Source organism: Blautia ammoniilytica (assembly GCF_025566965.1).
Lineage (GTDB): Bacteria > Bacillota > Clostridia > Lachnospirales > Lachnospiraceae > Blautia_A > Blautia_A ammoniilytica.
On record NZ_JAOQJL010000008.1, the window covers coordinates 56,365 to 79,469 of the forward strand.

Consider the following 23,105-nt stretch of genomic DNA (forward strand, 5'->3'; position numbering starts at 1 on the left):
AAGTATTGATGATATCGCATTCCCCTTATTTCACTTGTTGTAAATTGACAAGAGAAATAAGGGGAAATGATGATTTGGAGGAATTTTTCTATGGATTACGTAAAAGAAGCGAAAGAACTTGGCTTCTCAAATGCAGCGATCATGGATACGCAAAAGCTTATTTTTAAACCAGAGTATCGGAGATTTTGTGAAGAAAATCAATGTGGATGTTACAATGTGAATCCTGCCTGTCCGCCTGAAAGCGGAACTGTAGAAGCTATGAAACAAAGAGCATTAACCTATGAAAAAACTCTTATTTTGCAGACCATACAAAGCAGACATTCTGATTACAAAAAGGCGAAATTTGCTCACAATAAGCTTACTGAGCAGCTGGCATCCAAAATAGAGGAATCCGGAAACAGGGATCTTCTGATCATGTCTGCCGGTCCCTATAAGCATCACTCCTGCATGTCCGCCTACTGTATTGATGCACAGGAAATGGCTGATGCGGTAGGAATGATCTGCTGGGGAAACGATGATAAAATACGTTATTTTTCACAAATTCTTTTTCATGTTAAAGCGAGAGAAACAGTAGACTTTTTTTGATTTCTTAAGCTGGAGCATGTCACTTTCATTATACAACACACGGAATCGAAGTATCTTTATTTTATATAAAATCACGAACTTGCTCATTTATAAATAAACAGGAGGATGGAAAAATGAAAAACAGATGGAACAAAGACAACAGACTGCTGACTATATGTATGGTATTATTGATGGCGTTCGTTATGACCTTTACAGTAGCAGAAACAACAGAGAATGTACAGGCAGCATCCAGCGGACTCAGTGCATATAAAAAGATATCTTTTTATAAAAGCGACAAAGTCAATGGAACAACTTATTCTATGAAGTACAACAGCAGAACTAATCGCTATATTGTATATGCGACAAAAAACGGTAAAAAGAAAGTAGTTCTTAAAAACTGTTCAAGCGGCACCATTGTAACAAATGGAAAATTTTTTTATTACGAAAGTGCGGCATTTGTAAGAAGCGGAAATTTTGGAGGAACCTACAGAAAGCGTACATTGATGCAGTACAATCTAAAAACCGGCACAAACAAAGTACTGATAAGCTTCGGAGGGGAAGGCCCTGTGGACGGTATTATTGGTTGCGATGGTACCTATCTTTATATGGGATATGAGACCCAGTATGGTGATGGTATGGGAAATTTTGCAGTAGTAAATCTGGAGACAAAACAGATAAAGCGCCTCAAAAAAGATTGTTCAACAGTCCAGAAAGTAAAGAATAAAGTTCTGGTAACCGCAGTAGGATTCCCGCATGGCGGTCCGGTTTATCTGATAAATAGAGACGGAAACAAATGCAAAACAATTTGTGGAAGAGCTATTAAAGTATCTGTAAAAGGAAATTACATTTATTATACAGAAGCAACCTATAACTGGAAAACAAGAAAGTGTAGATGCGATCTCAACGGAAATAAAAAGAAAGCCCTTACTTCATGGAGTAGAGGAATTGCTGGATGAGAATTATCAGTCCTGAGATTGAAAAGTGTAGTAAATACAAGCTTAAATGGTTTGCCTGCTGTATAGTAGAGGTATCAAAGTCGCAGTGTGGATCAAGAAAGATGGTCTTCTGTATTATGCAGTGATAAGACAATTACTCGGGGTGTTTTCATGAAAAAGAGAATTTCTAAAGTGTTTATAGTTCTTCTTATTATTGTTTCGGGATTTATGGAGATAAGCTGGCGCCTCTTCCATATGATGATTTGCTGTAAAAGGGGCGCTCCCAAGAAAGAAAGGAAGAAATGGTTTGAACTGTCTCACATCAGGGAAAACCATCCTCAGAATGGATACGAGAAGGAATACCATGAAAGTAAAGAATGGTGCTTTGCCCAAAAGATGGAGGACTGCTATATCAGAAGTGTGGATGGGTTAAAGCTACATGGATTTTACCTGCCGGCCAAAAATCCAAAACGGTTTGTTATATTAAGCCATGGATATCGTGGCAGTCGATTTGGCACAATGTCATTTATGGCAAAATACCTTCATGAACATCAATGTGATCTTCTGTTTATGGAACAACGCTGTTGCGGTGACAGTGAGGGAAAATATATTACCTTTGGCGCAATGGAGCAGTGGGATGTTCAGCGTTGGGCAATCTATGTATCTAAACGAAACAAGAAAAAGCTTCCCATTTATTTATATGGGCAGTCTATGGGGGCGTCAGCTGTGCTGATGGCATCTGCACACAGACTGCCTTCGGAAGTGAAAGGCCTGATTGCTGACTGCGGCTTCCGTTCCATGAAAGGACAAATGAAGGACATGGCGGTGCACTGGTTTCATCTTCATCATGTTCCTTTGCTATTAATGCAGATGGATTGGCTTTGCAGCACACTGGCCGGATTTCATATGAAGGATGCAGATACTACAGCAGCAATGCAGACGAATACCATACCGGTTTTATTTTATCACGGAGATAAGGATACCTATGTTTATCCGCATAATTCATTTCAGAACTATAGGTTATGCAAGGCTCCGAAAGAGCTTGTGGTTGTGCCTGGGGCACGGCATTTGTGCTGTGCCTATGCAGACCCCAGGCTATATCAGAATACAATGATGCATTTTTTTGAGAAATACGATTAACAGCATAACAATTCTTTGGACCGGGATTTATCAAACATTTTACAAAAAACTGTTTGATAAATCCCGGTCAATTTTTTATAAAGTGTTCATTAAGTCTGGGAGATACTGGTATTTCCCTGAAATATATGCTATTTTTCATCTGGAGCAAAAATGTAATATTTATAACAGGAAGGATTGATTAAGAATGAGAGATTACTATCCGTTAACGGCTGCTCAGAAGATGCATCATAACTGGATCAGGGACTATGGTACACAGCAGGTATCCGGTGTCAGTGTTGTGGCTTCTGTACAGGCTGAATTGGATTTTGGATTATTAAAAAAGTGTATCCAAATGGAAACAGAGCGTTCAGGATGCACCCGGGTGCATTTTACAAAACCGGACCAAGACGGAAATGTGAAACAGTATATTGTAAAACAGGATACGCGTGACATTGAACTGAAGGATCTGTCCAAAATGGAAAACCTTGCAAAAGCTGATGAATTGATGCAGCAATGGGCATATGAAACCTTTGATGGCGATAATATTCCCATGTGTGAGTTCACTATGTTGAAGCTGCCGGAAGGATACAATGGCTTTTTTGTACATATGGATCACCGACTGATTGATTCCTGTGGACTTGTAGTAATGATCGGAGATCTGTTTCAGCTTTATACCTATTACAGGTATGGAACAGCGCATCCACAGGAATTGGCTGATTTTGAAACAGTACTGAAGAAAGATCTGGCAAAAGCCAGCAATGAAAAGCGTTTTGCAAAAGACAAAAAATTCTGGGAGGATCAGCTGGATGCTTTGGGAGAGCCGCTGTATTCTGATATTCAGGGACCATCTGTACTGGAGATTGCCAGAAAGCGGCATGGAAATCCGAAACTTCGATCCGCAGATATTGAAATGGATAATTTATTTGTAGCAGTTAAGGATTATCATCTGGAGCCGGGGCCAACTCAGAATCTGATTGATTTCTGTATGAATCATCAGCTTTCCATGACAAATCTTCTTCTGCTTGGTATTCGTACTTATCTGTCTAAGGTTAATAATGGACAGGAGGATATTACCATCCAGAATTTTATATCCAGACGTTCTACCCATGAAGAGTGGACCTCTGGCGGAAGCAGGACGATTATGTTTCCGTGCAGAACGGTGATCTCATCTGAAACAGATTTTCTTTCTGCTGCTTATGAAATCCAGAATATACAGAACCGTATTTATATGCATAGCAATTACGATCCTGAACTTATTATGGAAGAACTGCGAAAAAGATATCATACACCGGAGCATACCAGTTATGAAAGCTTCTATCTGACTTATCAGCCAATGCCGGTAAAGGTAGAAAATGAAATGCTGGGAGTTGTCCGCCAACATGCCAAATGGTTTGCCAATGGTGCAGCAACCAAGAAAATATATTTGACCGTATCCCATACAGAGGATGGTGGAATGAATTTTTCCTATCATTATCAAACAGCACACCTGGAAGAACATGATATGGAACTTCTCTATTATTATATGATGCGGATTTTGTTTAAAGGAATTGCAGAACCGGATATGAGTCTTGGTGAGATCATGGAACAAGTCTGAAAGTTATTTTGATGACTGTCTGAATAATATAAAAAGCATTTGACAAGGCAAAAATATAAAAGGCATTTGGCAGGACAAATTGGAAATCAAAAAATATAATAGGATTTTACATAACAGGAGGATAGATGATAATGAATCAGGAAATGAAATTTAAAAATATCGTGGCACAGTATAGCAATGTGGCACCGGAAGAAATAACAAATAATATGAGATTCCGTGAGGATTTGGGATTCAGCTCTTTGGATTTTATGTCTTTTTTAGGTGAACTTGAGGACACATTTGATATTGAGCTTGAAGAGAGCGAAGTAATGAAAATCGTAACCATTGGAGAAGCACTTGAATTACTGGAAAACTTTCAGTAGGAAGAGGTGTAGATCAGCACCTGTTTAAAGCAGGCACTAGGGAGAAAATGGATATGCTGGTTAGAGATATATTAGAAGAAAGTGTACAGAAATTTGGCAATGTCAATGCTGTAAAATGGCTTAACAGGAAAGAGATTTCAGAGAGAAGCTATTGTGAAATAATGAAAAATGCAGTTTCTGTGAGAAAAGGTCTTCTTGCAGAGGGCTTTGAGGGAAAACATATTGCATTGATTGGAACCAGTTCCGTAGAGTGGATCGAGAGTTATATTGGAATTATTACAGGGTGTACTACAGCAGTGCCGCTTGATGCAGCGCTGCCCTGGGAGGATCTGGTGGAGCTGATCAATCGCTCCGATTCCGCAGCTCTTTTTTTAAGTCCGAAGCACAGACCCTATCTTCAGGCTTTTCTGGAAAATTGTCCAGGTCTTCAGAAGATATGGATACTTCAGGAAAAGGTAGAGGATGCACCGGAAAAAGTATACAGTATCAGTGAACTTCGGAATACAGGAAATAATGCCTCTGCAGATGCTGTCTGTCCGGATAAAGAGGATATTGCGACAATTATTTTTACTTCAGGAACAACTGGAAAAAGTAAAGGAGTTATGTTGACCCAGAATAATCTGGCTTCCAATGTTGAGGCTGTAAAAATTTCAGCAGAACCGGGTACTGTGATGCTTAGTGTACTCCCTATTCATCATGCTTTCTGCCTTGTGATGGACTGGCTGAAGGGCTTTTCCCAGGGGGCAACTATTTGTATCAATGATTCTCTGCTTCACATGGTCAGGAATATGAGCATTTTTGAACCAGACATTATGCTTATGGTACCGATGATGATTGAAACGATTTATAAGAAATTGGCTGCTTCTGACCCATCAATACCCAAAAAAGTTCTTGCAGAAAAAGTATTCGGGAAAAACCTGCATACAATATTTACCGGTGGCGCACACCTGGACCCATATTATATTGACTGCTTTGCACAATACGGTATTCAGATACTGGAAGGGTATGGAATGTCCGAATGCTCTCCTGTTATCAGTAACAATACACCGGAAAACCATAAGCCGGGTTCTATTGGACAGCCTCTTGAAAACGTGGAGGTCAGGTTTGATAATGGGGAGATTCTGGTGCGTGGAACAAGTGTTATGAAGGGCTACTATCAAATGCCGGAGGAAACCAAGGAGACTCTTAAGGATGGCTGGCTGCATACAGGAGACAAAGGATATATGGATGAGGATGGTTATTTATTCATTAACGGAAGGGTGAAAAACCTGATCATCCTGTCAAATGGTGAAAATGTTTCTCCGGAAGAGATTGAGAATAAGCTTGCCCTGAATCCTCTTGTAGGCGAAGTGATCGTGACGGGTGAGAAGAATGGACTGACAGCCCGGATCTATCCGGAGCAGGCAGTTGTAGAAGCGAAGGCATTGGATGCAGATTCTGTTCAAAGACTGCTTCAGTCATTTTTGGATGAGTACAATCAAAATCAGCCAACCTATCGCCAGATTACAGGGTTGGTTGTCAGGAAAAATCCATTTATCCGTAACACAACGAAAAAAATCAGAAGACAGGATGTTCTGATCGATGAACCTCTTGCATAATAAAAAAGGCTTTCTGTGCAGCTTACAGAAGGCCTTTTTAATGTCCTAGGACAAAAGAGGAAGCATGCCGGATAAAAAAACCTGGGACAAAATATCTGCGATGGCTTCTGGCTCCAGATCGAACTGATCCCTGGCCCATTTGTGCAGGACTCCAACCGTGCTTCCGATAGCACAGGTGATCACATAAGAAATTTCTTCCCTTGTGTGTTCATTTGGACTGGAATTGGATGTAGTATCCGTCACATAGTGATGGAGCATAGTCAGCATTTTTTCAAACAGATCATTGCCATGAGGTGTGCTCAGAAGTCCTGCAAGAAAAGGATTTTCTATAGTGTACCGACAGATTGAAAGAAAATAGGAGCGACAGATATCCAGGTCATTCCGGGGATGGAATTTCTCCATCATGGAAAAAACATCATGGATTGTTTTCTCTTCAACAGCAGCTACCAGCGAGGGGATATCCTGGTAATGATTATAAAAGGTGCTTCTGGCAATACCTGCAGCTTTGATGATGTCAGATACTGTGATTTTGTCAGGGGCTTTTTCACGGGATAGTTTAAAAAAAGCACCTAAGATAGCTTCATCAGCTACATAAAATCTTTCGTCAGAATCCGGCTTCTGCATGGGTATACACTCCCTCTCTCTTTCAATTGTTTAAATAAGAATGATTACTAATTTAGAAGAATTATAAAACACCTTCAAGTACTTGTCAATAGCAGCTGTTACAAGTAAAGAAATGCCAGTTAAGAGAAGAGTTTTTATGTATGGAATATCGATCCGAATAATAAATGTATTGATCTGGCTGCATATAAAGAAGGATGTGAGTTGGCTGAAACACTGTCCGTGTTGGAGATTACTGCAAAAGGAGATTACGAAGATTTTTGTGGTGAACCTCTTGGCATATGCGGTCCATATTACTATAGCGAAACTTTTGATGATGAATTGAATTTCGCACGAGATGCATATAAACTTCTTAGCATATAATTTCTGTCAAAAACTTATCATTGAAATTAATCCATTAGCAAAGTCCATGCACCTGGAGCCAAGGAAGTTTTGGTAGCATATTACGGAATATAGAATATCTACTGAAGAAAAAGACACTCTTGTGGCTGCCGTGGCAAACGAATTAAAAAATATTCTGGCAAAATCAAGTTAAAATATACCTATGCTCAAAAGATTCTCTTGACCGTGATATATATCACGGTATATACTATTCATAGAAGAGGAGGTGCTTTACTATGATGACAGCAAAATTATTTGAAAATGGCAGAAGTCAGGCTGTGAGGCTTCCTAAAGAATGCCAGTTTGCAGGAGACGAAGTGGCTGTAAATAAGATTGGAGATATTGTTATCTTAATGCCACAAAATAATAAATGGTCTGGTTTTTTAAGCAGCTTTGATATGTTCTCAAATGATTTTATGGAAGAGGGAAGGGAACAGCCAAAAGAACAGGAGCGAGAATCTTTATGAAGTATATGCTGGATACAAATATTTGTATTTATGCAATAAAAAATAAACCGCCAGAAGTAATTCGTAATTTTCTACGTCATGATCCGGATGATATGTGTATTTCTTCTATCACATATGGAGAGCTGATGCATGGTGTTGAAAAAAGCCAGGCAGTAGAGAAGAATCGAATTGCAATGTCACTTTTTCTATCCCCAATTACCATTTTGGATTTTGATAGCTATGCTGCAGAAGAATATGGGAAAATCCTGGCAAATCTGGAAAGAAAAGGAACTCCGATTGGACCATTGGATATGCAGATTGCAGGTCATGCAAAATCAGAAGGGCTTACGGTGGTGACTAATAATACAAGAGAGTTTTATAGAATTGAGGGATTAGCGGTAGAAGATTGGACTAAAGAATAAAACATGAAAAGCTGAAAGCTCTGCTTAGTGCAGGGCTTTTTCCGCCGAAAATCCTCATGATTTTTCCGAATAAAAATTATATACTTGAACTTCTAAGCGTTTCTGTTTATAATAAAAACACTGTTAATGGTCCTGTTTTCCGGTATCAAAATGGTCTCACGCATTTCCAGATGCTGAGGTTATTTTTTTGCTTGAAAATAGAAAAAGTGACCAAATGCATTTTTAGCCAAAAAACAGGCTTAAAAGTGCCCCTCTGTTTTTCCGGTTTTTCGACCTGACAGACAGATTTTTGAGTTCTAAAACGCATATTACAGAAATCTGAATTTCCTAGAAATTCATTGCCTTATTGTTGTATATGCACAATTATCGAAAGGAATAGTATGAGAAAATTAGCACTTAGTGACGAAATATTGCTTAGTGTTGACAAAGCAGCCCGCTATATCGGCGGAGAAGTCAACTCTGTTATGAAAATGGATGAGGATGGGAATATTGATCCCAACGTGAAGGTACGTGTGGCATTTGATTTCCCGGATGTGTATGAGATTGGAATGTCCAATTTAGGTATGATGCTTTTGTACAACATGTTTAATGAGAGGGAAGATGTATGGTGTGAGCGTGTTTTTTCTCCATGGATGGACCTGGATAAGGTGATGCGTGAGAAAAATATTCCGCTGTTTGCACTGGAGTCCCAGGACCCTATCCGTCAGTTCGATTTTCTGTGTATTACCTTAGGATATGAGATGTGCTACACCAACGTATTGCAGACCCTGGATTTGTCTCATATACCATTGCTGGCCAAAGACAGAGATGATTCATGTCCCATCGTTGTAGGCGGCGGTGCATGTGCCTACAATCCGGAACCACTGGCTGCCTTTTTTGACCTTTTTTATATTGGTGAAGGTGAAACGGTTTATGATGCGTTGTTTGACGCATATAAGGCAAATAAAGCTGCAGGGGGATCCAGGGAAGACTTTTTACTTCTTGCGGCACAGATCCCCGGGATTTATGTTCCGGCATTTTATGATGTGACTTATCATGAAGATGGCACCATTGCTTCCTTTGAGCCGAACCGGGCAGAAGCACCCAGAGTCATTCAGAAGCAGCTGATCATAGATATGGAAAAAGGCTACCGCTCCATTAAAAAACCGGTTGTTCCATTTATTAAGGCAACACAGGACAGAGTGACGCTGGAAATACAAAGAGGATGTATCCGTGGATGCAGATTCTGTCAGGCTGGAATGATCTATCGACCAACCCGTGAGCGGGATATCCAGACTTTGAAGGATTCAGCCAGAGAGATGCTGGAAAGCACTGGACATGAGGAGATTTCCTTAAGTTCTTTAAGTTCCAGTGACTATTCACATCTTCCGGAGCTGGTGAATTTCCTGATTGATGAATTTAAAGAAAAGTGTGTGAATATTTCCCTGCCGTCTCTTAGGATCGACGCATTTGCACTGGATGTTATGAGTAAGGTACAGGACATTAAGAAAAGCAGTCTGACATTTGCCCCTGAAGCCGGATCACAACGACTTCGTAACGTGATCAATAAAGGACTTACAGAAGAGAATATCATGCAGGGTGCAGCAGATGCCTTTCTTGGCGGCTGGAATAAAGTTAAATTATATTTCATGCTTGGGCTGCCTACCGAGACAGAAGAAGATATGAAAGGGATCGCACATCTTGCTGAGAAGATTGCAGAGGAATATTATGATCTGATTCCAAAGGAAAAACGCCATGGCAAGATTCAGATCAACGTGAGTACATCTTTCTTTGTTCCCAAGCCATTTACTCCATTCCAATGGGCTGGAATGTATACAGAGCAAGATTTTATTGACAAGGCAAAAGTAGTAAAGGACGAGATCCGTGCACAGCTGAATCAGAGAAGTATCCGTTATAACTGGCATGAGCCGGATGTGACTGTACTGGAAGGCTTTCTTGCAAGAGGAGACCGGCGTGCATCACAAGTAATCCTGAAAGCATATGAAAAGGGTGCGATTTATGATGCCTGGTCTGAATCCTTTGATTATAATATATGGAAGGAAGCTTTTGCAGAAACAGGAGTGAATATTGATTTTTATACATTACGGGAGCGGAGTACTGATGAAATCCTGCCCTGGGATTTTATTGATGCAGGTGTTAAGAAGAAATTCCTGATCCGCGAATGGGAGCAGGCACATAAAGAAATTGTAACACCAAACTGCAGGCAGAAATGTTCCGGCTGCGGAGCCGCTGGTTATAAAGGAGGTGTGTGTCTTGAAAGTAAGAATTAAGTTTACAAAAGAAGGCCCTATAAAATTTGTAGGTCATCTGGACACCATGCGCTATTTCCAGAAGGCAATCCGCAGGGCAGGACTTCCGGTGGCATTTTCAGGTGGATACAGTCCTCACATGATTATGTCCTTTGCCGCACCTCTTGGGGTTGGCGTTGAAAGCCTGGGAGAATATTTTGATCTGGAGCTTACAAAGACCATTCCTACTTCCCAGATCAGGGATCTGTTGGATGCCCAGATGACAGAGGGCGTGCATGTGCTCAGTGCAAGAAAAGTGGAAGACGGAAAAGCCGGGAAAGCAATGTCTCTTGTAGCTGCCGCTGATTATTATGTAGTATTTAGAGAAGGAAAAGAGCCGAAGTGTGTATGGCGTGAGAGAATTCAGGAATTTTTGGCACAGCCTGAGATCCTTATAACAAAGGAAACAAAAAAAGGCACAAAAGAGGTGGATATCCGTCCATGTATTTACCAGATGGAGCAGCAGGAACAGGGTATATTTATGAAACTGGCATCTGCAAGTTCTAATTACACAAAACCGGAAGCCGTGATGAACAGTTTTTGCAGCTGGCTGAAAGAAGAAATGTCTGAATTTCCATGGATGGTCAAACGACTGGAAGTATATGCAGATCTTGGTAGTGAAGATAACCATCGTTTTGTTACTTTGGAAGCGTTAGGAGAGGAAATTGAGTAAACTTATTATCACCCGGATGGAAATAAGCGGAATTTCCTGCAGTGTCTGTATTCTTACAGAAGATCAGAAGATCATGGAACTTCAGCTGGAGCCTGAAAACAGGAAATCTATCCTGGACAATATTTATGTTGGACAGGTGGAGAATGTGGCTGCCAACATTCAGGCTGCATTTGTACGGATCGCACCGGATGTAAGAGGCTATCTTTCGTTGGAAGAAGGGAAAACAGCTATTTTCAGCGCAGGGCGAACTGCAGATAATCATCCCCTTAAGCCAGGTGATGAGCTGCTTGTGCAGGTAAGCAGGGATGCCATGAAAGGAAAACTTCCTGCATTGTCCGGAAATCTGAATTTTACCGGGAAGTATCTGGTACTGACTACAGGCGATAAGAAATTCGGTCTTTCCAAAAAGCTAAGCGTTGAAGACCGGAAAAGACTTTCTGGCTGGTTTGAGGATGAAATCCAGAAACCGGATAAGGAATATGGACTGATCGTGCGTACAAATGCTGCAGAAGCAGAAAAAGAAGAACTGGAAAGAGAATTTAAACATCTTCGGGAAACGTATCAAAAGGTAGCTGTAAATGGACGCAGCCGTACCTGCTGCAGTCTTTTGTATCAGCCTGAACCAGAGTATATACGAAGGATCCGGGATACTTATAGCCAGAAGCTGGAAGAGATCGTTACCGATATCCCGGAATATTATCAGCAGATCTACGCTTATCTGGAGGAAAGCAGCCCGCAGGAGCTTTCCAAAGTTCGTATGTATACAGACAAACTGCTGCCCCTTTATAAGCTGTACAGGATCGAGTCTGCTATTGACGAGATCTGGCATGAAAAAGTGTGGCTGAACAGCGGCGGTTTTCTTGTGATCCAGCAGACAGAAGCGTTTGTCTCCATTGATGTGAATACAGGAAAGTTTACAGGAAAGAAAAAGGTTCAGGAAACCTATCGTAAGATCAACCTGGAAGCTGCAGAGGAGATTGCCAGACAACTGCGGCTTCGGAATCTTTCCGGGATCATCCTCATCGATTTTATTAATATGGAAAATCCGGATCATATCGATGAGCTTTTCCATGTACTGAAGAAACATCTTAAGAAGGATTCTGTGCGCTGCAGGGCAGTGGATATTACGCCACTGAATATTCTTGAAATGACCAGAAAAAAGGTGCGCAGACCTGTGATCGAGGATCTGATGGATCTGCAGAAGGCAGAAAAAAGCTTATAAAAATCAAAAAAACGTAGAAAAATATATTGACGAACCAAAAAAGGTCTGTTATTATAATCACGTATGCCGCACAAAGAGGTTGAAGTGCTTCTGTTTTATACAGAGGCCACCATATTTGGCGAGTAATGTTATAGGAGGTGCCACAGATGTACGCAATTATTGCAACAGGTGGTAAACAGTACAAAGTTGCTGAAGGCGACGTAATCAGAGTTGAGAAGCTCGGAGTTGAAGCTGGTGAGACCGTTACTTTTGACAATGTTATTGCTGTCAGCAATGACGGAATGAAAGTAGGCGAGGCTGTGAAAGATGCCAGTGTTACCGCTTCTGTAGTTGAGAACGGAAAGGCTAGAAAAGTCATCGTTTACAAGTACAAAAGAAAAACTGGATATCACAAGAAAAACGGTCACAGACAGCAGTACACCAAAGTTAAGATCGAAAAGATTAATGGTTAATCTGGTGTCATTATGATCACAATTACAGTTAAAAAGAGAAATGATTCATATATAGAGTTTCGTTCCAGCGGACACGCAGGTTATGCCCAAAGCGGGCAGGATATTGTATGTGCTGCCGTTTCAGCACTGATCATCAATACTGTTAATTCCCTGGAGACTTTTACAAAGGAGAAGTTTCAGGCGAAAGACAAAGATGGATATGTATCCATTATATTTGAACAGAGCCCAAACACTCCAGAAGGAAAGCTTCTTATGGATTCGTTGATTCTCGGTTTAACGGAAATTGAGCATAATTATAACAATCGATATTTGACATTAAAAGTCAAGGAGGTGTAACAACGATGATGAAAATGAACCTTCAGTTATTCGCACATAAAAAAGGAGTTGGTTCCACAAAGAACGGCCGTGATTCCGAGTCCAAGAGATTAGGTGCGAAGAGAGCAGACGGACAGTTTGTTAAAGCTGGCAACATTCTTTACAGACAGCGTGGAACAAAGATTCACCCAGGTGAAAACGTTGGCTGCGGTAAAGACTATACATTATTTGCACTGACCGATGGTGTTGTAAGATTCACCAGAAAGGGTCGTGACAAGAAGCAGGTTTCTATCGTTCCGGTAGAGGCAGAGTAATTATAGGTAGCAGAAGGCTTCAAATCTGTCATGGGTTTGGAGCCTTTTCTTTCATAATAATAAAAATAGGAGTATTCTATGTTTGCAGACAGAGCAACGATCATCATCCGTTCCGGTAAGGGCGGTGATGGACATGTAAGCTTCCGCAGAGAGAAATATGTTCCGGACGGCGGCCCAGATGGGGGCGATGGCGGAAACGGCGGAGATGTAATATTTGAAATAGATGAGGGACAGAATACCCTGGGCGATTACAGACACAAAAGGAAATATAAAGCCGGTGACGGTGAAGAGGGCGGAAAGAAACGCTGCCACGGATCCAATGGTAATGACGTTGTTCTGAAGGTTCCGGAAGGAACTGTGATCATGGATGCCCAGTCCGGCAAGGTCATTGCTGATATGTCCGGTGAAAACAGACGCCAGGTTGTATTAAAAGGCGGCCATGGAGGTAAAGGAAACCAGCATTATGCCACACCTACCATGCAGGTGCCAAAGTATGCACAGCCAGGACAGCCAGCCCAGGAACTGGAGGTCCTTCTGGAGCTTAAGGTCATTGCAGATGTGGGACTTGTAGGATTTCCAAATGTAGGGAAATCCACCTTCCTTTCCCGGGTTACAAATGCCCGGCCTAAGATCGCTAATTACCATTTTACTACGCTTAGCCCTAATCTTGGCGTTGTAGACACAGAGAATGGGGGATTTATTATTGCGGATATTCCAGGATTGATCGAAGGCGCATCGGAAGGAGTGGGACTGGGACATGAGTTCCTCCGTCACATTGAACGTACCCGTGTGATCATCCATATTGTGGATGCTGCATCTACGGAAGGCAGAGATCCGGTAGAGGATATTTATAAGATCAATAAGGAACTGGAGGCTTACAACCAGGAAATTGCTTCCAGACCCCAGGTGATCGCAGCCAATAAGATCGACTGTATCTACAATAACGAAGAAGAGGATCCTATCCAGCGTCTGAAACAGGAATTTGAGCCAAAGGGGATCAAGGTATATCCGATTTCTGCTGTGACCGGCCAGGGAGTACGGGAACTTCTTTTCCACGTAAAAGAGCTTCTGGATGCCTGCCCGCGGAAATCTATTGTGTTTGAGCAGGAATTCTTCCCTGAGGATGCACTTGTGGCAGAAAATCTTCCATTTACTGTGGAAGCAGATCCTGAGGATTCTTCTGTATTTATCGTGGAAGGCCCACGTATTGAGAAAATGCTGGGCTACACCAATCTGGACTCAGAGAAAGGTTTTGCTTTCTTCCAGAAATTCCTGAAAGAAGGCGGCATTTTGGAAGAACTGGAAAAAGCCGGAATACAGGACGGAGATACTGTACGTATGTATGGCTTTGAATTTGATTATTATAAATAATATTCAGGGAGGAGCAAAGATGACAACAAAGCAAAGAGCATATCTGAAAAGTCTTGCTATGACAATGACACCTATTCTTCAGCTGGGTAAGGGCGGCCTTACTCCCCAGAATACAGCTGCTGTAGAAGAGGCTCTTGCGGCCAGGGAACTGATCAAGATCAGCGTCCTGCAGAACTGCATGGAAGACCCAAAAGAAATGGCACAGATTCTTTCTGAACGTACCCATTCCCAAGTGGTACAGGTGATCGGTAAGAAAATCGTTTTATATAGAGAAGGCAAAGACGATAAGAAGAAGATCGTCCTTCCTGGCAAATAAATTTTTAAGTTTTTTCTGGAGGTCTGACAGATGGAGTGCAAAAGAAAGCGGATCGGTATTATGGGCGGCACCTTTGATCCTATCCATATGGGGCATCTGATCCTTGGTGAAAAAGCATACGAACAGTTTTCACTGGATCAGGTACTTTTCATGCCGGCAGGTAATCCTCCCCATAAGCGGAACCGTGCAGGAAGAGCCAGTGATGAACAACGGGTGGAAATGGTCCGTCGTGCCATTAACGGAAATCCTCACTTTGCTTTATCTCTTATTGAAATGAATGAAGAAGGGTATACTTATACTTATCGGACTCTGGAAAATCTGAAAAAAGAACATCCGGATACGGATTATTACTTTATCATTGGGGCCGATTCACTTTTTTCTTTTGAAACCTGGATGGAGCCGGGGCGGATCTGCCAAGCCTGTACGCTGGTGGTTGCTGTAAGAAATCATATGCCGACCACGAAGCTGTGCATGGAAGTGGAACGGCTTACCAATAAATACCAGGGCTGTTTTCTTCTGCTGGACATGATGAACATTGATGTTTCCAGCCAGCTCCTGCGCCAGTGGTGCAGGGAAGATAAGAGTCTGCGGTATTATGTGCCGGATTCGGTAATCTCTTATATAGAAGAGAACCATATTTATCACAGAGGTGATGAGATTGAAGAAAGAAGTAAAAACCATGGAATATGATTTTGGCAAAATAGAAAAAAAACTGGCAAAGTATCTTGATCAGCCAAGGTTTTTGCATACGATGGGTGTGATGTACACCAGTGCAAGCCTTGCCATGGTTCACGACTGTAATCTGCAAAAAGCACAGGTTGCGGGATTGCTCCATGATTGTGCCAAATGCATTCCCAACAAAAAGAAATTAAAGCTTTGCAGTAAAAATAAAATTCCTGTAACAGATTTTGAAAAGGTACATCCTTTTTTGCTGCATGCCAAACTTGGTGCATACATTGCCAGAGAAAAGTATCATATTACAGATCCTGAAATATTGTCAGCCATTACATGGCATACCACTGGAAAGCCGGAAATGACTCTTCTGGAAAAAATTGTCTACATTGCGGACTATATAGAACCTTTGCGTGATAAGGCACCTAACCTTCCCAAAATCCGTAAGATGGCATTCCAGGATCTGGATGCATGTATGTATGAAATTTTGAAAGACACCCTCGCCTATCTGGACACAGACCCGGATGCTATTGATGAAATGTCCAGAAAAGCCTTTATCTATTATAATGATTTACAGAAAGGAAAGGTGCAGACTAAATGACTACAGAAAAGCAGATGGCACAGCTTGTATGCCGTGCATTAGATGAAAAAAAGGGACGTGACATCAAGGTGATCGATATACATGATGTTTCCGTGATCGCAGATTATTTTGTAATTGCCAGTGGCTCCAACCAGAACCAGGTACAGGCAATGGTAGATAATGTAGAAGAGCAGCTTGGCCGTGCCGGCTTTGAGCCTAAGCAGGTAGAAGGAGTGCGCAATTCCAGCTGGATCCTTATGGATTATGGTGATGTGATCGTTCATGTATTTGATGAGGAGAATCGTCTTTTCTATGATCTGGAAAGAATCTGGCGTGATGGCAAAACTTTGGATATGGAAGAGTTTTTGAAATAAAGAGCCCCAATTATTACGAACGTATTTTCCGAATATCTGTTTGCTTTTAATGAAGATTTGTGGTATGATAAAGAAAAATACAGTAACTGGGAAGATACTGAACAGTTACACAGCACGTAATTGATGGAGGTATCCTTATGGCATATGGCAAAATCAGTAAAAAACAGCAGGAAATACTTGATTATATAAAGAATGAGATCCTGAACCGTGGTTTTCCCCCCGCAGTTCGTGAGATCTGTGAGGCGGTTAATCTGAAGTCTACTTCTTCCGTACATGCTCATCTGGAAGCACTGGAGAAGAACGGTTACATCCGCAGAGATGCCACCAAGCCCAGAGCGATTGAGATCATAGACGACAATTTCAATCTAGTACGCAGAGAAGTTGTGAATGTTCCCCTGATCGGTACAGTTGCTGCAGGGCAGCCGATCCTTGCAGTAGAGAATATTGAGGGATATTTTCCTATCCCGGCAGAGATTATGCCAAATGCCCAGAGTTTTATGTTGAAAGTTAAGGGAGAAAGTATGGTCAACGCAGGTATCCTTGATGGTGATCAGGTACTTGTAAAGCAGCAGCCGACCGCATCTAACGGAGATATTGTAGTAGCTCTTGTGGATGATTCTGCCACTGTAAAGACTTTCTACAAAGAGAACGGCTATTATCGTCTTCAGCCTGAGAATGACTCTATGGATCCTATTATCATTCATGGTGATATCCAGATTCTTGGCAAGGTTTTTGGCGTATTCCGTGTCTTCCAGTAATCAAAGGGTTCCGCAGTCAGTTTTTGTGTCCTGACTCCATAACACCAGGGCTGCTTTCTATGCATCATCAGGAAAGCGGTCCTGGTATTATTTACACCATAGTAATTGACATAATATATTTATGGGCAACCACAACTGATTACTGTACTTCAAATAAAATATGGAGTTCCTGTGAACTTTCTTCAACGCCTTGTTTTTGTCCGGGAAAAATGATACAATATTTCGGAATGAAATCAGAGAAGAGAAAAAGGAGGCATTTTTTTGCCTAATCAGAATCAGAATTTTTCCCACAAAATCACAGAGCATCTTATAAAACTGAGAAAAATATTCAGTCTGAATATAGGAACAGCTATTTTTGGCGTGCTTTTTCTATATATGATCGTCAGTGCATTTATGTATCTTACATCGTCCCATATCGAATCCTATCAGGTGTCTTCCGGACCGCTTTCAAGGAATGAGACTTATACAGGACTTTCCTTGCGAGAAGAAAGTGTATGTAAGGCAGATTCCGGAGGATATGTGAATTATTATGCCAGAGAGGGCAGTAAGATCAATGCCGGCGGTGCTGTATATGGATTGAGTTCTACCAAGGTTCCGGAATCTACGGTATCCCTCAGAGCAGAAGAGCTGTCTAATATCCGTAGTGATATGTTAAGTTTTTCCAAAAGCTTTTCCCCAAGTAAATTTAATTCTACATATAGTTTCAAATATCAGCTGGAGGGCGAGATCCTTCAGTATGCAGGAGTCACACAGGAGACATCCGTTGCTGCAGTAACAGATGAATATGGCAATGTGGTCAGCGATTCCTCCGCTCAGGTAGTGACCCTTGGAAATCAGAATATCAGCAAGGCACCGGCAGATGGAATCATTCTTTATGCCAAAGATGGTTATGAAGGCAAAACAGTTGATGAACTGACTGCAGAAGATTTTAACCAGAATTCCTACCAAGAAACGGACCTGAAGACACAAAGCCAGGTGAAAACCGGCGATCCGGTATATACTATTATTACAGATGAAAGATGGAGCCTGCTGATACCTCTTAGCGAGAAACAGGCAGTGAAGCTTGCGGACCGGACAGCTATCCGTGTGAAATTTCTGAAGGATGATAATACTCAGACAGGTGATTTTTCCATTATCACCATTGATGGGAGCAATTACGGGAAGATTGATTTCAGTAAGGGATTGATCCGTTATGCATCAGACCGTTTTTTGGATATAGAGCTTGTGACTAATACTAACAGTGGGCTGAAGATCCCTCTTACATCCATTGTTTCTAAGGAATTTTATACAGTTCCTGCTGTTTATGCTACAAGGAATGAAGACAGCTCTGACATTGGGTTTATGCTTGCAGATAAAAATAAAGAGGGTAAAGATGTAACCACCTTTGTAACTCCACGTATTTATGCAAGACTGGCAGATCCTGTGACGGATGATTCACAGGAAGTCACTTATACATATTATATTGACAAAAGCTCCTTCAAAGAAGGGGATGCCATATTGAAACCGGATTCTAAGGAGAAGTATATTATCGGCAGCACGGAAATGCTGGAAGGCGTATATTGCATTAACCAGGGGTATGCTGTGTTCCGCAGGGTAGAGATCATAGATCAGAATGAAGAATATGCCATTGTAGCCAAGGATACGGATTACGGTCTGGTACGATACGATCATATTGTGAAGGATGCTTCAAAAGTAAAGGAAGAAGATATACTTTATTAAAGCAGGAGGAGGCTTATAGATGTTAGCAGATAATTATAGACAGGTTCTTAATAATATTCAGGATGCCTGCCAGGCTGTAGGAAGAGATCCTAAGGAAGTAACACTGGTGGCAGTAAGCAAAACAAAGCCTGTAGAAATGCTTCAGCAGGTTTACGATGCAGGAGCCAGAGTGTTTGGTGAAAATAAAGTTCAAGAGATTATGGACAAATATGATCATTTACCAGGAGATATCCGCTGGCAGATGATTGGCCATCTTCAGCGTAATAAAGTAAAATATATTGTAGATAAGGTTGACATGATTCATTCCGTAGATTCCTATCGTCTTGCACAGACTATTGAGACAGAAGCTGCTAAGAAAAATGTTACTGTTTCCGTGCTCCTGGAAGTAAATGTTGCAGAAGAAGAAAGCAAATTCGGCCTGAAAATGGATGAGGTATTGCCTCTTGTACAACAGATTTCAGAATTGCCTCATGTTCAGGTAAAAGGGCTTATGACTATTGCACCTTTTGTTTCAAATCCAGAGGATAACAGGGAAATTTTTCGCAAATTAAAAAAATTAAGTGTTGACATTGAAGCCAAAAACATTAATAATACTACTATGAGTGTCCTGAGTATGGGTATGACCGGTGATTATATGGTTGCTGTACAGGAGGGCGCCACCATGGTGCGTGTAGGAACAGGCATTTTTGGTGAAAGGGATTATTCAGCAGATAAGTAAGATTGGAGATTAAAATGGGCGTTTTAGATAAATTTTTAGATGCGATCAAGTTAAATGATGATTACGATGATGATGAATTTCTGGATGAAGATCTGGATGGGGCAGATGATGATGATGATGATTTCCTTGATGATGAAGAGGAAGCACGTCCCAAGAAGAAGTTCTTTGAGAAGTTTACAAAGAAGAAATCATCAGATGATGAATTTGACGAATTCGAGGATTTTGATGATGCACCTGCCAAAAGTCCTGTAAAGGCAGCCGCAGCCACTAAAGCTGCTCCTGCAAAACAGACAGAGAAGGCAGACAAACCGGTTCGTTCTACCGCACCATCCTCCAAGATTACACCTATGAGAAGCAGCCGCAGATCCGGGCAGTCCCAGAATGTTGAAGTATGTGTGATCAAGCCATCCTCTATGGAAGATACCAGGGAGATTGCAGATACACTTCTGGACAATTCTACCGTGATCCTGAATCTGGAGGGTATTGATGTAGAGCTTGCACAGAGGATTATCGATTTCGCTTCCGGTGCCTGCTATTCTTTAAATGGCAGCCTTCAGAAGATTTCAAGTTATATTTTTGTACTTGGACCGTATAATGTAGATATTACAGGTGATCTCCAGAATATTTTAGGAGGATCTGTTCCTTCCGTAAGAGCAGGTTATTAATAAGAACAGGTATTCATTCAAATGGAAAAAGATGAATTTTTACTTAAGAGAATCCGTGAACTGGCAAAGCTGTCCTATCAGCGTGATATCGTCACTTTTTCGGATTTTCTTAATTTAAACGAACAGAATATGGTGCATAGCCAAAAACTCCAGGAACTGGGCGTTATAGTGGAGTTTTACGGTGGCTATGAGAATGCTGAGCGTCAGATGGTTGCTTTTCACCCTGATGCTCTTATGTTTCAGTGGGAATATCCGGTAGATTGTATCCGCATCACTCCTAAGGCTTTAAAGTTTTCAGAGGAATTAACCCATCGGGATTACCTTGGGGCGATCCTGAATCTTGGAGTAGACAGAAGTGTTGTTGGAGATATTCTTGTAGATGGCAATACTGCCTGGTTTTTCTGTCTGTCAAAAATGACCGGCTTTTTCCTTGAAAATCTGTGCAGAGTACGGCATACTACTGTTCTGGCAGAGAAGGTAGAGGATCCGGGATTGATGCCAAAGGCACATTTCCAGGAAATCCAGGGAACCTGTTCCTCAGTACGTCTGGATACGCTGATCGCTCTTGCTTTTGGAGCATCCCGCAGCAGCATGGTTTCTTATATAGAGGGAGGCCTTGTTTTTGTAAATGGCAAGCTGATCACATCCAACGGACATGAGCCGAAAGAGGGAGATATTATCTCTGTAAGAGGCAAAGGCCGTTTTATATACGATGGGATAGCCAGACAGACCAAGAAAGGTCGGAATAGTATTACGATTCGCAAGTATATATCAGCTGGGAGATGACTCCCACCTCTATAGGTGGTGAGCAACAAGCTGGTATCAGTGGTGGGAGTCAATCCCCCAGCTGATATAGCCTCCGGCAGGATTGCAGAGGTGCGCAGGAGAAGTATGTCATGCAATTGCATGACGCGCACCTCGCAGCAAGAATGCCGAGGCATTCTTGAAAATGGAGGTATTATGGCAGAAGAAAAATTACTTGTAAAAAGGAATGGCGATTTTCATTATCCCATTTATTTTGAGGAAGACTTTTCCAATCTTTCCCAGGTATTAAGGGATGAGCAGATGGAAGGAAGAAGGATCTGTGTTGTAGCTGATTCCAATACTGCTGCATTGTATGGAGAAGCAGTCCAAAAGGAACTGTCCATGGCAGCTGCAGAAGTCTTAATGTTTGTATTTTCAGCAGGGGAACCCAATAAAAACCTGGATACTGTAAAGGACTTGTACCGTTTTCTGATTCAGCATGAAATTGACAGAACAGGGATCCTGGCTGCTCTTGGCGGCGGTGTTACCGGGGATCTGACTGGCTTTGGTGCAGCCACATATCTTCGAGGCATTGATTTTATCCAGATTCCTACTACGCTTCTTGCACAGGTAGACAGCAGTGTAGGAGGTAAGACAGGTGTGGATTTTGAACAATACAAGAATATGGTAGGGGCTTTCCACCAGCCAAGACTGGTCTATATGAATCTTTCTACTTTGAAAACTCTTCCCCCAAAAGAGTTTAGTTGTGGGATGGGAGAAGTGATCAAAACAGGTCTGATTTGTGATAAGGATTTTTTTCAGTATGTACAGAATTGCCAGCCAAAGGTATCTCAGATGGATCTGGCAGTGCTTGCTTCCATGGTTCGCAGATGCTGTACCATCAAGGCAGGCGTGGTAGAGCGTGACCCTAGGGAAAAGGGAGAGCGTGCTTTACTTAATCTTGGGCATACCATTGGTCATGCAGTTGAGAAGCTGAAGGATTTTCAACTTCTTCACGGCCAGTGTGTAGGACTGGGATTGATCGCAGCCGGATATATTTCCATGCAGAGAGGACTTCTTACTGTCAGTGAATATGAACAGGTTTGCAGCTGCTGTGCATCCTATGGATTGCCGCTTACAGTTTCAGGACTTGATCCTGAGGAAGTATTATCTGCCACCAAAAAAGACAAGAAAATGGAACGGGGACATATTAAATTTATTTTTATGGATGGATTGGGTAAAACCTTTATTTCCACAGATCTTACAGATGAGGAAATGCTTGCCGGGATCCGGGAGATCTGTGTATGAAAGAACAGACACCTTTATTTTCAGGGAAAAAGGCTTTGCTTTTCTGGATTTTTCCTGTTCTTTTGCTTACGCTGATCGACCAGTTTACCAAGTATCTGTCCATTGTTTTCCTTAAAAATACCAATGGGAAGATTTTGATTCCCGGTGTTTTAGAGTTATCTTACGTTGAAAACCGCGGCATGGCATTTGGCATGCTTCAGGGGAAGATCCCTTTTCTTCTGATCATGTGTTTTTTCTTTCTTATACTTGCCCTGTATATTTATATCCGTATGCCTAAAACTGCCTATTATATTCCATTGATGGTGCTTGATATGGTGGTATTTGCCGGTGCGCTAGGCAATTTTGTGGATCGCTTTTTCAGAGGTTATGTAGTAGATTTTATTTATTTTTCTCTGATTGATTTTCCTACCTTTAATGTGGCGGATATTTATGTGGTCTGCGGAGGGATACTTACTGTATTGTTTGTGCTTTTTAAATATAAGGATGACAATGATTTTGCTTTTCTGAAATTAAAGTACAAAACAAAGCATTCCCAAAACAGATGATCAGTAACATTTTAAGATAGCTCAGGAAT

At 41.5% G+C, this 23,105-nt stretch carries 28 protein-coding genes; 27 read left to right on the top strand and 1 reads right to left on the bottom strand.

Annotation, left to right across the window (positions count from 1 at the left end; translation table 11 throughout):
• Window positions 1–90 precede the first annotated feature (90 nt).
• The 6 genes from OCV61_RS05460 to OCV61_RS05485 all read left to right on the top strand — a co-directional run bounded on the left by OCV61_RS05460 (window position 91) and on the right by OCV61_RS05485 (window position 6,172).
• Complete coding sequence (locus OCV61_RS05460; protein ID WP_158420946.1) at window positions 91–585, top strand: DUF2284 domain-containing protein; 495 nt, start codon at window positions 91–93, stop codon at window positions 583–585.
• A 113-nt stretch (window positions 586–698) separates the two neighbouring features.
• The gene (locus OCV61_RS05465; protein WP_158420947.1) at window positions 699–1,520 is read left to right on the top strand and encodes a hypothetical protein; all 822 of its coding nucleotides are present in this window, start codon (window positions 699–701) and stop codon (window positions 1,518–1,520) included.
• Between the two features lie 150 nt (window positions 1,521–1,670).
• Complete coding sequence (locus OCV61_RS05470) at window positions 1,671–2,639, top strand: alpha/beta hydrolase (protein ID WP_158420948.1); 969 nt, start codon at window positions 1,671–1,673, stop codon at window positions 2,637–2,639.
• Window positions 2,640–2,823: 184 nt separating this feature from the next.
• Window positions 2,824–4,212 (top strand): condensation domain-containing protein, encoded by a 1,389-nt coding sequence (locus OCV61_RS05475; RefSeq protein ID WP_158420949.1) that lies wholly within the window; start codon window positions 2,824–2,826, stop codon window positions 4,210–4,212.
• Between the two features lie 131 nt (window positions 4,213–4,343).
• A complete protein-coding gene (locus tag OCV61_RS05480; RefSeq protein WP_158420950.1) occupies window positions 4,344–4,574 on the top strand; it encodes an acyl carrier protein in 231 nt (76 codons plus the stop codon).
• A gap of 53 nt (window positions 4,575–4,627) precedes the next feature.
• Window positions 4,628–6,172, top strand: coding sequence for an AMP-dependent synthetase/ligase (locus OCV61_RS05485; protein WP_158420951.1), 1,545 nt, complete (start codon window positions 4,628–4,630; stop codon window positions 6,170–6,172).
• A 45-nt stretch (window positions 6,173–6,217) separates the two neighbouring features.
• Here the strand turns inward: OCV61_RS05485 and OCV61_RS05490 are convergent, their stop codons facing one another.
• On the bottom strand, window positions 6,218–6,796 hold the full coding sequence (locus OCV61_RS05490) for a TetR/AcrR family transcriptional regulator (protein ID WP_158420952.1): 579 nt from the start codon (window positions 6,794–6,796) through the stop codon (window positions 6,218–6,220).
• A 201-nt stretch (window positions 6,797–6,997) separates the two neighbouring features.
• Between OCV61_RS05490 and OCV61_RS05495 the strand changes: the two genes are divergently transcribed.
• The 21 genes from OCV61_RS05495 (at window position 6,998) to lspA (ending at window position 23,076) form a co-directional block, all read left to right on the top strand.
• On the top strand, window positions 6,998–7,156 hold the full coding sequence (locus tag OCV61_RS05495) for a hypothetical protein (protein WP_173728071.1): 159 nt from the start codon (window positions 6,998–7,000) through the stop codon (window positions 7,154–7,156).
• A 254-nt stretch (window positions 7,157–7,410) separates the two neighbouring features.
• Window positions 7,411–7,641 carry a type II toxin-antitoxin system antitoxin VapB gene (vapB, locus tag OCV61_RS05500; protein ID WP_158420953.1) on the top strand — a complete coding sequence of 77 codons (231 nt, stop codon included), beginning with the start codon at window positions 7,411–7,413 and terminating at the stop codon, window positions 7,639–7,641.
• Window positions 7,638–8,042, top strand: coding sequence for a type II toxin-antitoxin system tRNA(fMet)-specific endonuclease VapC (vapC, locus tag OCV61_RS05505; RefSeq protein WP_158420954.1), 405 nt, complete (start codon window positions 7,638–7,640; stop codon window positions 8,040–8,042). The genes vapB and vapC overlap by 4 nt, the downstream gene beginning before the upstream one ends.
• Before the next feature lie 380 nt (window positions 8,043–8,422).
• Complete coding sequence (locus OCV61_RS05510; protein ID WP_158420955.1) at window positions 8,423–10,312, top strand: TIGR03960 family B12-binding radical SAM protein; 1,890 nt, start codon at window positions 8,423–8,425, stop codon at window positions 10,310–10,312.
• On the top strand, window positions 10,287–11,003 hold the full coding sequence (locus OCV61_RS05515; RefSeq protein ID WP_334292244.1) for a TIGR03936 family radical SAM-associated protein: 717 nt from the start codon (window positions 10,287–10,289) through the stop codon (window positions 11,001–11,003). Before OCV61_RS05510 ends, OCV61_RS05515 begins: the two co-directional genes overlap by 26 nt.
• Complete coding sequence (locus OCV61_RS05520; protein ID WP_262582701.1) at window positions 10,996–12,225, top strand: ribonuclease E/G; 1,230 nt, start codon at window positions 10,996–10,998, stop codon at window positions 12,223–12,225. The genes OCV61_RS05515 and OCV61_RS05520 overlap by 8 nt, the downstream gene beginning before the upstream one ends.
• A 146-nt stretch (window positions 12,226–12,371) precedes the next feature.
• The gene (gene rplU, locus OCV61_RS05525) at window positions 12,372–12,677 is read left to right on the top strand and encodes a 50S ribosomal protein L21 (RefSeq protein ID WP_158420957.1); all 306 of its coding nucleotides are present in this window, start codon (window positions 12,372–12,374) and stop codon (window positions 12,675–12,677) included.
• Window positions 12,678–12,689: 12 nt separating this feature from the next.
• On the top strand, window positions 12,690–13,013 hold the full coding sequence (locus OCV61_RS05530; RefSeq protein ID WP_158420958.1) for a ribosomal-processing cysteine protease Prp: 324 nt from the start codon (window positions 12,690–12,692) through the stop codon (window positions 13,011–13,013).
• Between the two features lie 5 nt (window positions 13,014–13,018).
• Window positions 13,019–13,306, top strand: coding sequence for a 50S ribosomal protein L27 (gene rpmA / locus OCV61_RS05535; RefSeq protein ID WP_005422790.1), 288 nt, complete (start codon window positions 13,019–13,021; stop codon window positions 13,304–13,306).
• A gap of 78 nt (window positions 13,307–13,384) precedes the next feature.
• A complete protein-coding gene (obgE, locus tag OCV61_RS05540) occupies window positions 13,385–14,677 on the top strand; it encodes a GTPase ObgE (protein ID WP_158420959.1) in 1,293 nt (430 codons plus the stop codon).
• A 19-nt stretch (window positions 14,678–14,696) separates the two neighbouring features.
• On the top strand, window positions 14,697–14,993 hold the full coding sequence (gene yhbY / locus OCV61_RS05545) for a ribosome assembly RNA-binding protein YhbY (RefSeq protein WP_158420960.1): 297 nt from the start codon (window positions 14,697–14,699) through the stop codon (window positions 14,991–14,993).
• Window positions 14,994–15,023: 30 nt separating this feature from the next.
• A complete protein-coding gene (gene nadD / locus OCV61_RS05550; protein ID WP_158420961.1) occupies window positions 15,024–15,683 on the top strand; it encodes a nicotinate-nucleotide adenylyltransferase in 660 nt (219 codons plus the stop codon).
• Window positions 15,673–16,266 carry a bis(5'-nucleosyl)-tetraphosphatase (symmetrical) YqeK gene (yqeK, locus tag OCV61_RS05555; RefSeq protein ID WP_158421004.1) on the top strand — a complete coding sequence of 198 codons (594 nt, stop codon included), beginning with the start codon at window positions 15,673–15,675 and terminating at the stop codon, window positions 16,264–16,266. The genes nadD and yqeK overlap by 11 nt, the downstream gene beginning before the upstream one ends.
• On the top strand, window positions 16,263–16,619 hold the full coding sequence (rsfS, locus tag OCV61_RS05560) for a ribosome silencing factor (RefSeq protein ID WP_158420962.1): 357 nt from the start codon (window positions 16,263–16,265) through the stop codon (window positions 16,617–16,619). The genes yqeK and rsfS overlap by 4 nt, the downstream gene beginning before the upstream one ends.
• Before the next feature lie 137 nt (window positions 16,620–16,756).
• Window positions 16,757–17,377 (top strand): transcriptional repressor LexA, encoded by a 621-nt coding sequence (lexA, locus tag OCV61_RS05565; protein WP_158420963.1) that lies wholly within the window; start codon window positions 16,757–16,759, stop codon window positions 17,375–17,377.
• Window positions 17,378–17,638: 261 nt separating this feature from the next.
• The gene (locus OCV61_RS05570) at window positions 17,639–19,096 is read left to right on the top strand and encodes a biotin/lipoyl attachment domain-containing protein (protein WP_262582702.1); all 1,458 of its coding nucleotides are present in this window, start codon (window positions 17,639–17,641) and stop codon (window positions 19,094–19,096) included.
• Window positions 19,097–19,115: 19 nt separating this feature from the next.
• Complete coding sequence (locus OCV61_RS05575; protein WP_158420964.1) at window positions 19,116–19,814, top strand: YggS family pyridoxal phosphate-dependent enzyme; 699 nt, start codon at window positions 19,116–19,118, stop codon at window positions 19,812–19,814.
• Window positions 19,815–19,828: 14 nt separating this feature from the next.
• Window positions 19,829–20,479 carry a cell division protein SepF gene (locus tag OCV61_RS05580; protein WP_158420965.1) on the top strand — a complete coding sequence of 217 codons (651 nt, stop codon included), beginning with the start codon at window positions 19,829–19,831 and terminating at the stop codon, window positions 20,477–20,479.
• A 21-nt stretch (window positions 20,480–20,500) separates the two neighbouring features.
• Window positions 20,501–21,265, top strand: a complete 765-nt coding sequence (locus tag OCV61_RS05585; protein WP_158420966.1) for a YlmH family RNA-binding protein — start codon at window positions 20,501–20,503, stop codon at window positions 21,263–21,265.
• Window positions 21,266–21,439: 174 nt separating this feature from the next.
• On the top strand, window positions 21,440–22,531 hold the full coding sequence (gene aroB / locus OCV61_RS05590; RefSeq protein ID WP_158420967.1) for a 3-dehydroquinate synthase: 1,092 nt from the start codon (window positions 21,440–21,442) through the stop codon (window positions 22,529–22,531).
• Window positions 22,528–23,076, top strand: coding sequence for a signal peptidase II (gene lspA / locus OCV61_RS05595; RefSeq protein WP_158420968.1), 549 nt, complete (start codon window positions 22,528–22,530; stop codon window positions 23,074–23,076). Before aroB ends, lspA begins: the two co-directional genes overlap by 4 nt.
• The last annotated feature ends 29 nt before the right edge of the window (window positions 23,077–23,105 follow it).

What these genes read in the sequence shown, in the direction of transcription:
- OCV61_RS05460 (WP_158420946.1), top strand. Translation starts at nt 91, where the DNA reads ATGGATTACGTAAAAGAAGCGAAAGAACTTGGCTTCTCAAATGCAGCG.
- OCV61_RS05465 (WP_158420947.1), top strand. Translation starts at nt 699, where the DNA reads ATGAAAAACAGATGGAACAAAGACAACAGACTGCTGACTATATGTATG.
- OCV61_RS05470 (WP_158420948.1), top strand. Translation starts at nt 1,671, where the DNA reads ATGAAAAAGAGAATTTCTAAAGTGTTTATAGTTCTTCTTATTATTGTT.
- OCV61_RS05475 (WP_158420949.1), top strand. Translation starts at nt 2,824, where the DNA reads ATGAGAGATTACTATCCGTTAACGGCTGCTCAGAAGATGCATCATAAC.
- OCV61_RS05480 (WP_158420950.1), top strand. Translation starts at nt 4,344, where the DNA reads ATGAATCAGGAAATGAAATTTAAAAATATCGTGGCACAGTATAGCAAT.
- OCV61_RS05485 (WP_158420951.1), top strand. Translation starts at nt 4,628, where the DNA reads ATGCTGGTTAGAGATATATTAGAAGAAAGTGTACAGAAATTTGGCAAT.
- OCV61_RS05490 (WP_158420952.1), bottom strand. Translation starts at nt 6,796, where the DNA reads ATGCAGAAGCCGGATTCTGACGAAAGATTTTATGTAGCTGATGAAGCT.
- vapB (WP_158420953.1), top strand. Translation starts at nt 7,411, where the DNA reads ATGATGACAGCAAAATTATTTGAAAATGGCAGAAGTCAGGCTGTGAGG.
- vapC (WP_158420954.1), top strand. Translation starts at nt 7,638, where the DNA reads ATGAAGTATATGCTGGATACAAATATTTGTATTTATGCAATAAAAAAT.
- OCV61_RS05510 (WP_158420955.1), top strand. Translation starts at nt 8,423, where the DNA reads ATGAGAAAATTAGCACTTAGTGACGAAATATTGCTTAGTGTTGACAAA.
- rplU (WP_158420957.1), top strand. Translation starts at nt 12,372, where the DNA reads ATGTACGCAATTATTGCAACAGGTGGTAAACAGTACAAAGTTGCTGAA.
- OCV61_RS05530 (WP_158420958.1), top strand. Translation starts at nt 12,690, where the DNA reads ATGATCACAATTACAGTTAAAAAGAGAAATGATTCATATATAGAGTTT.
- rpmA (WP_005422790.1), top strand. Translation starts at nt 13,019, where the DNA reads ATGATGAAAATGAACCTTCAGTTATTCGCACATAAAAAAGGAGTTGGT.
- obgE (WP_158420959.1), top strand. Translation starts at nt 13,385, where the DNA reads ATGTTTGCAGACAGAGCAACGATCATCATCCGTTCCGGTAAGGGCGGT.
- yhbY (WP_158420960.1), top strand. Translation starts at nt 14,697, where the DNA reads ATGACAACAAAGCAAAGAGCATATCTGAAAAGTCTTGCTATGACAATG.
- nadD (WP_158420961.1), top strand. Translation starts at nt 15,024, where the DNA reads ATGGAGTGCAAAAGAAAGCGGATCGGTATTATGGGCGGCACCTTTGAT.
- yqeK (WP_158421004.1), top strand. Translation starts at nt 15,673, where the DNA reads ATGGAATATGATTTTGGCAAAATAGAAAAAAAACTGGCAAAGTATCTT.
- rsfS (WP_158420962.1), top strand. Translation starts at nt 16,263, where the DNA reads ATGACTACAGAAAAGCAGATGGCACAGCTTGTATGCCGTGCATTAGAT.
- lexA (WP_158420963.1), top strand. Translation starts at nt 16,757, where the DNA reads ATGGCATATGGCAAAATCAGTAAAAAACAGCAGGAAATACTTGATTAT.
- OCV61_RS05575 (WP_158420964.1), top strand. Translation starts at nt 19,116, where the DNA reads ATGTTAGCAGATAATTATAGACAGGTTCTTAATAATATTCAGGATGCC.
- OCV61_RS05580 (WP_158420965.1), top strand. Translation starts at nt 19,829, where the DNA reads ATGGGCGTTTTAGATAAATTTTTAGATGCGATCAAGTTAAATGATGAT.
- OCV61_RS05585 (WP_158420966.1), top strand. Translation starts at nt 20,501, where the DNA reads ATGGAAAAAGATGAATTTTTACTTAAGAGAATCCGTGAACTGGCAAAG.
- aroB (WP_158420967.1), top strand. Translation starts at nt 21,440, where the DNA reads ATGGCAGAAGAAAAATTACTTGTAAAAAGGAATGGCGATTTTCATTAT.
- lspA (WP_158420968.1), top strand. Translation starts at nt 22,528, where the DNA reads ATGAAAGAACAGACACCTTTATTTTCAGGGAAAAAGGCTTTGCTTTTC.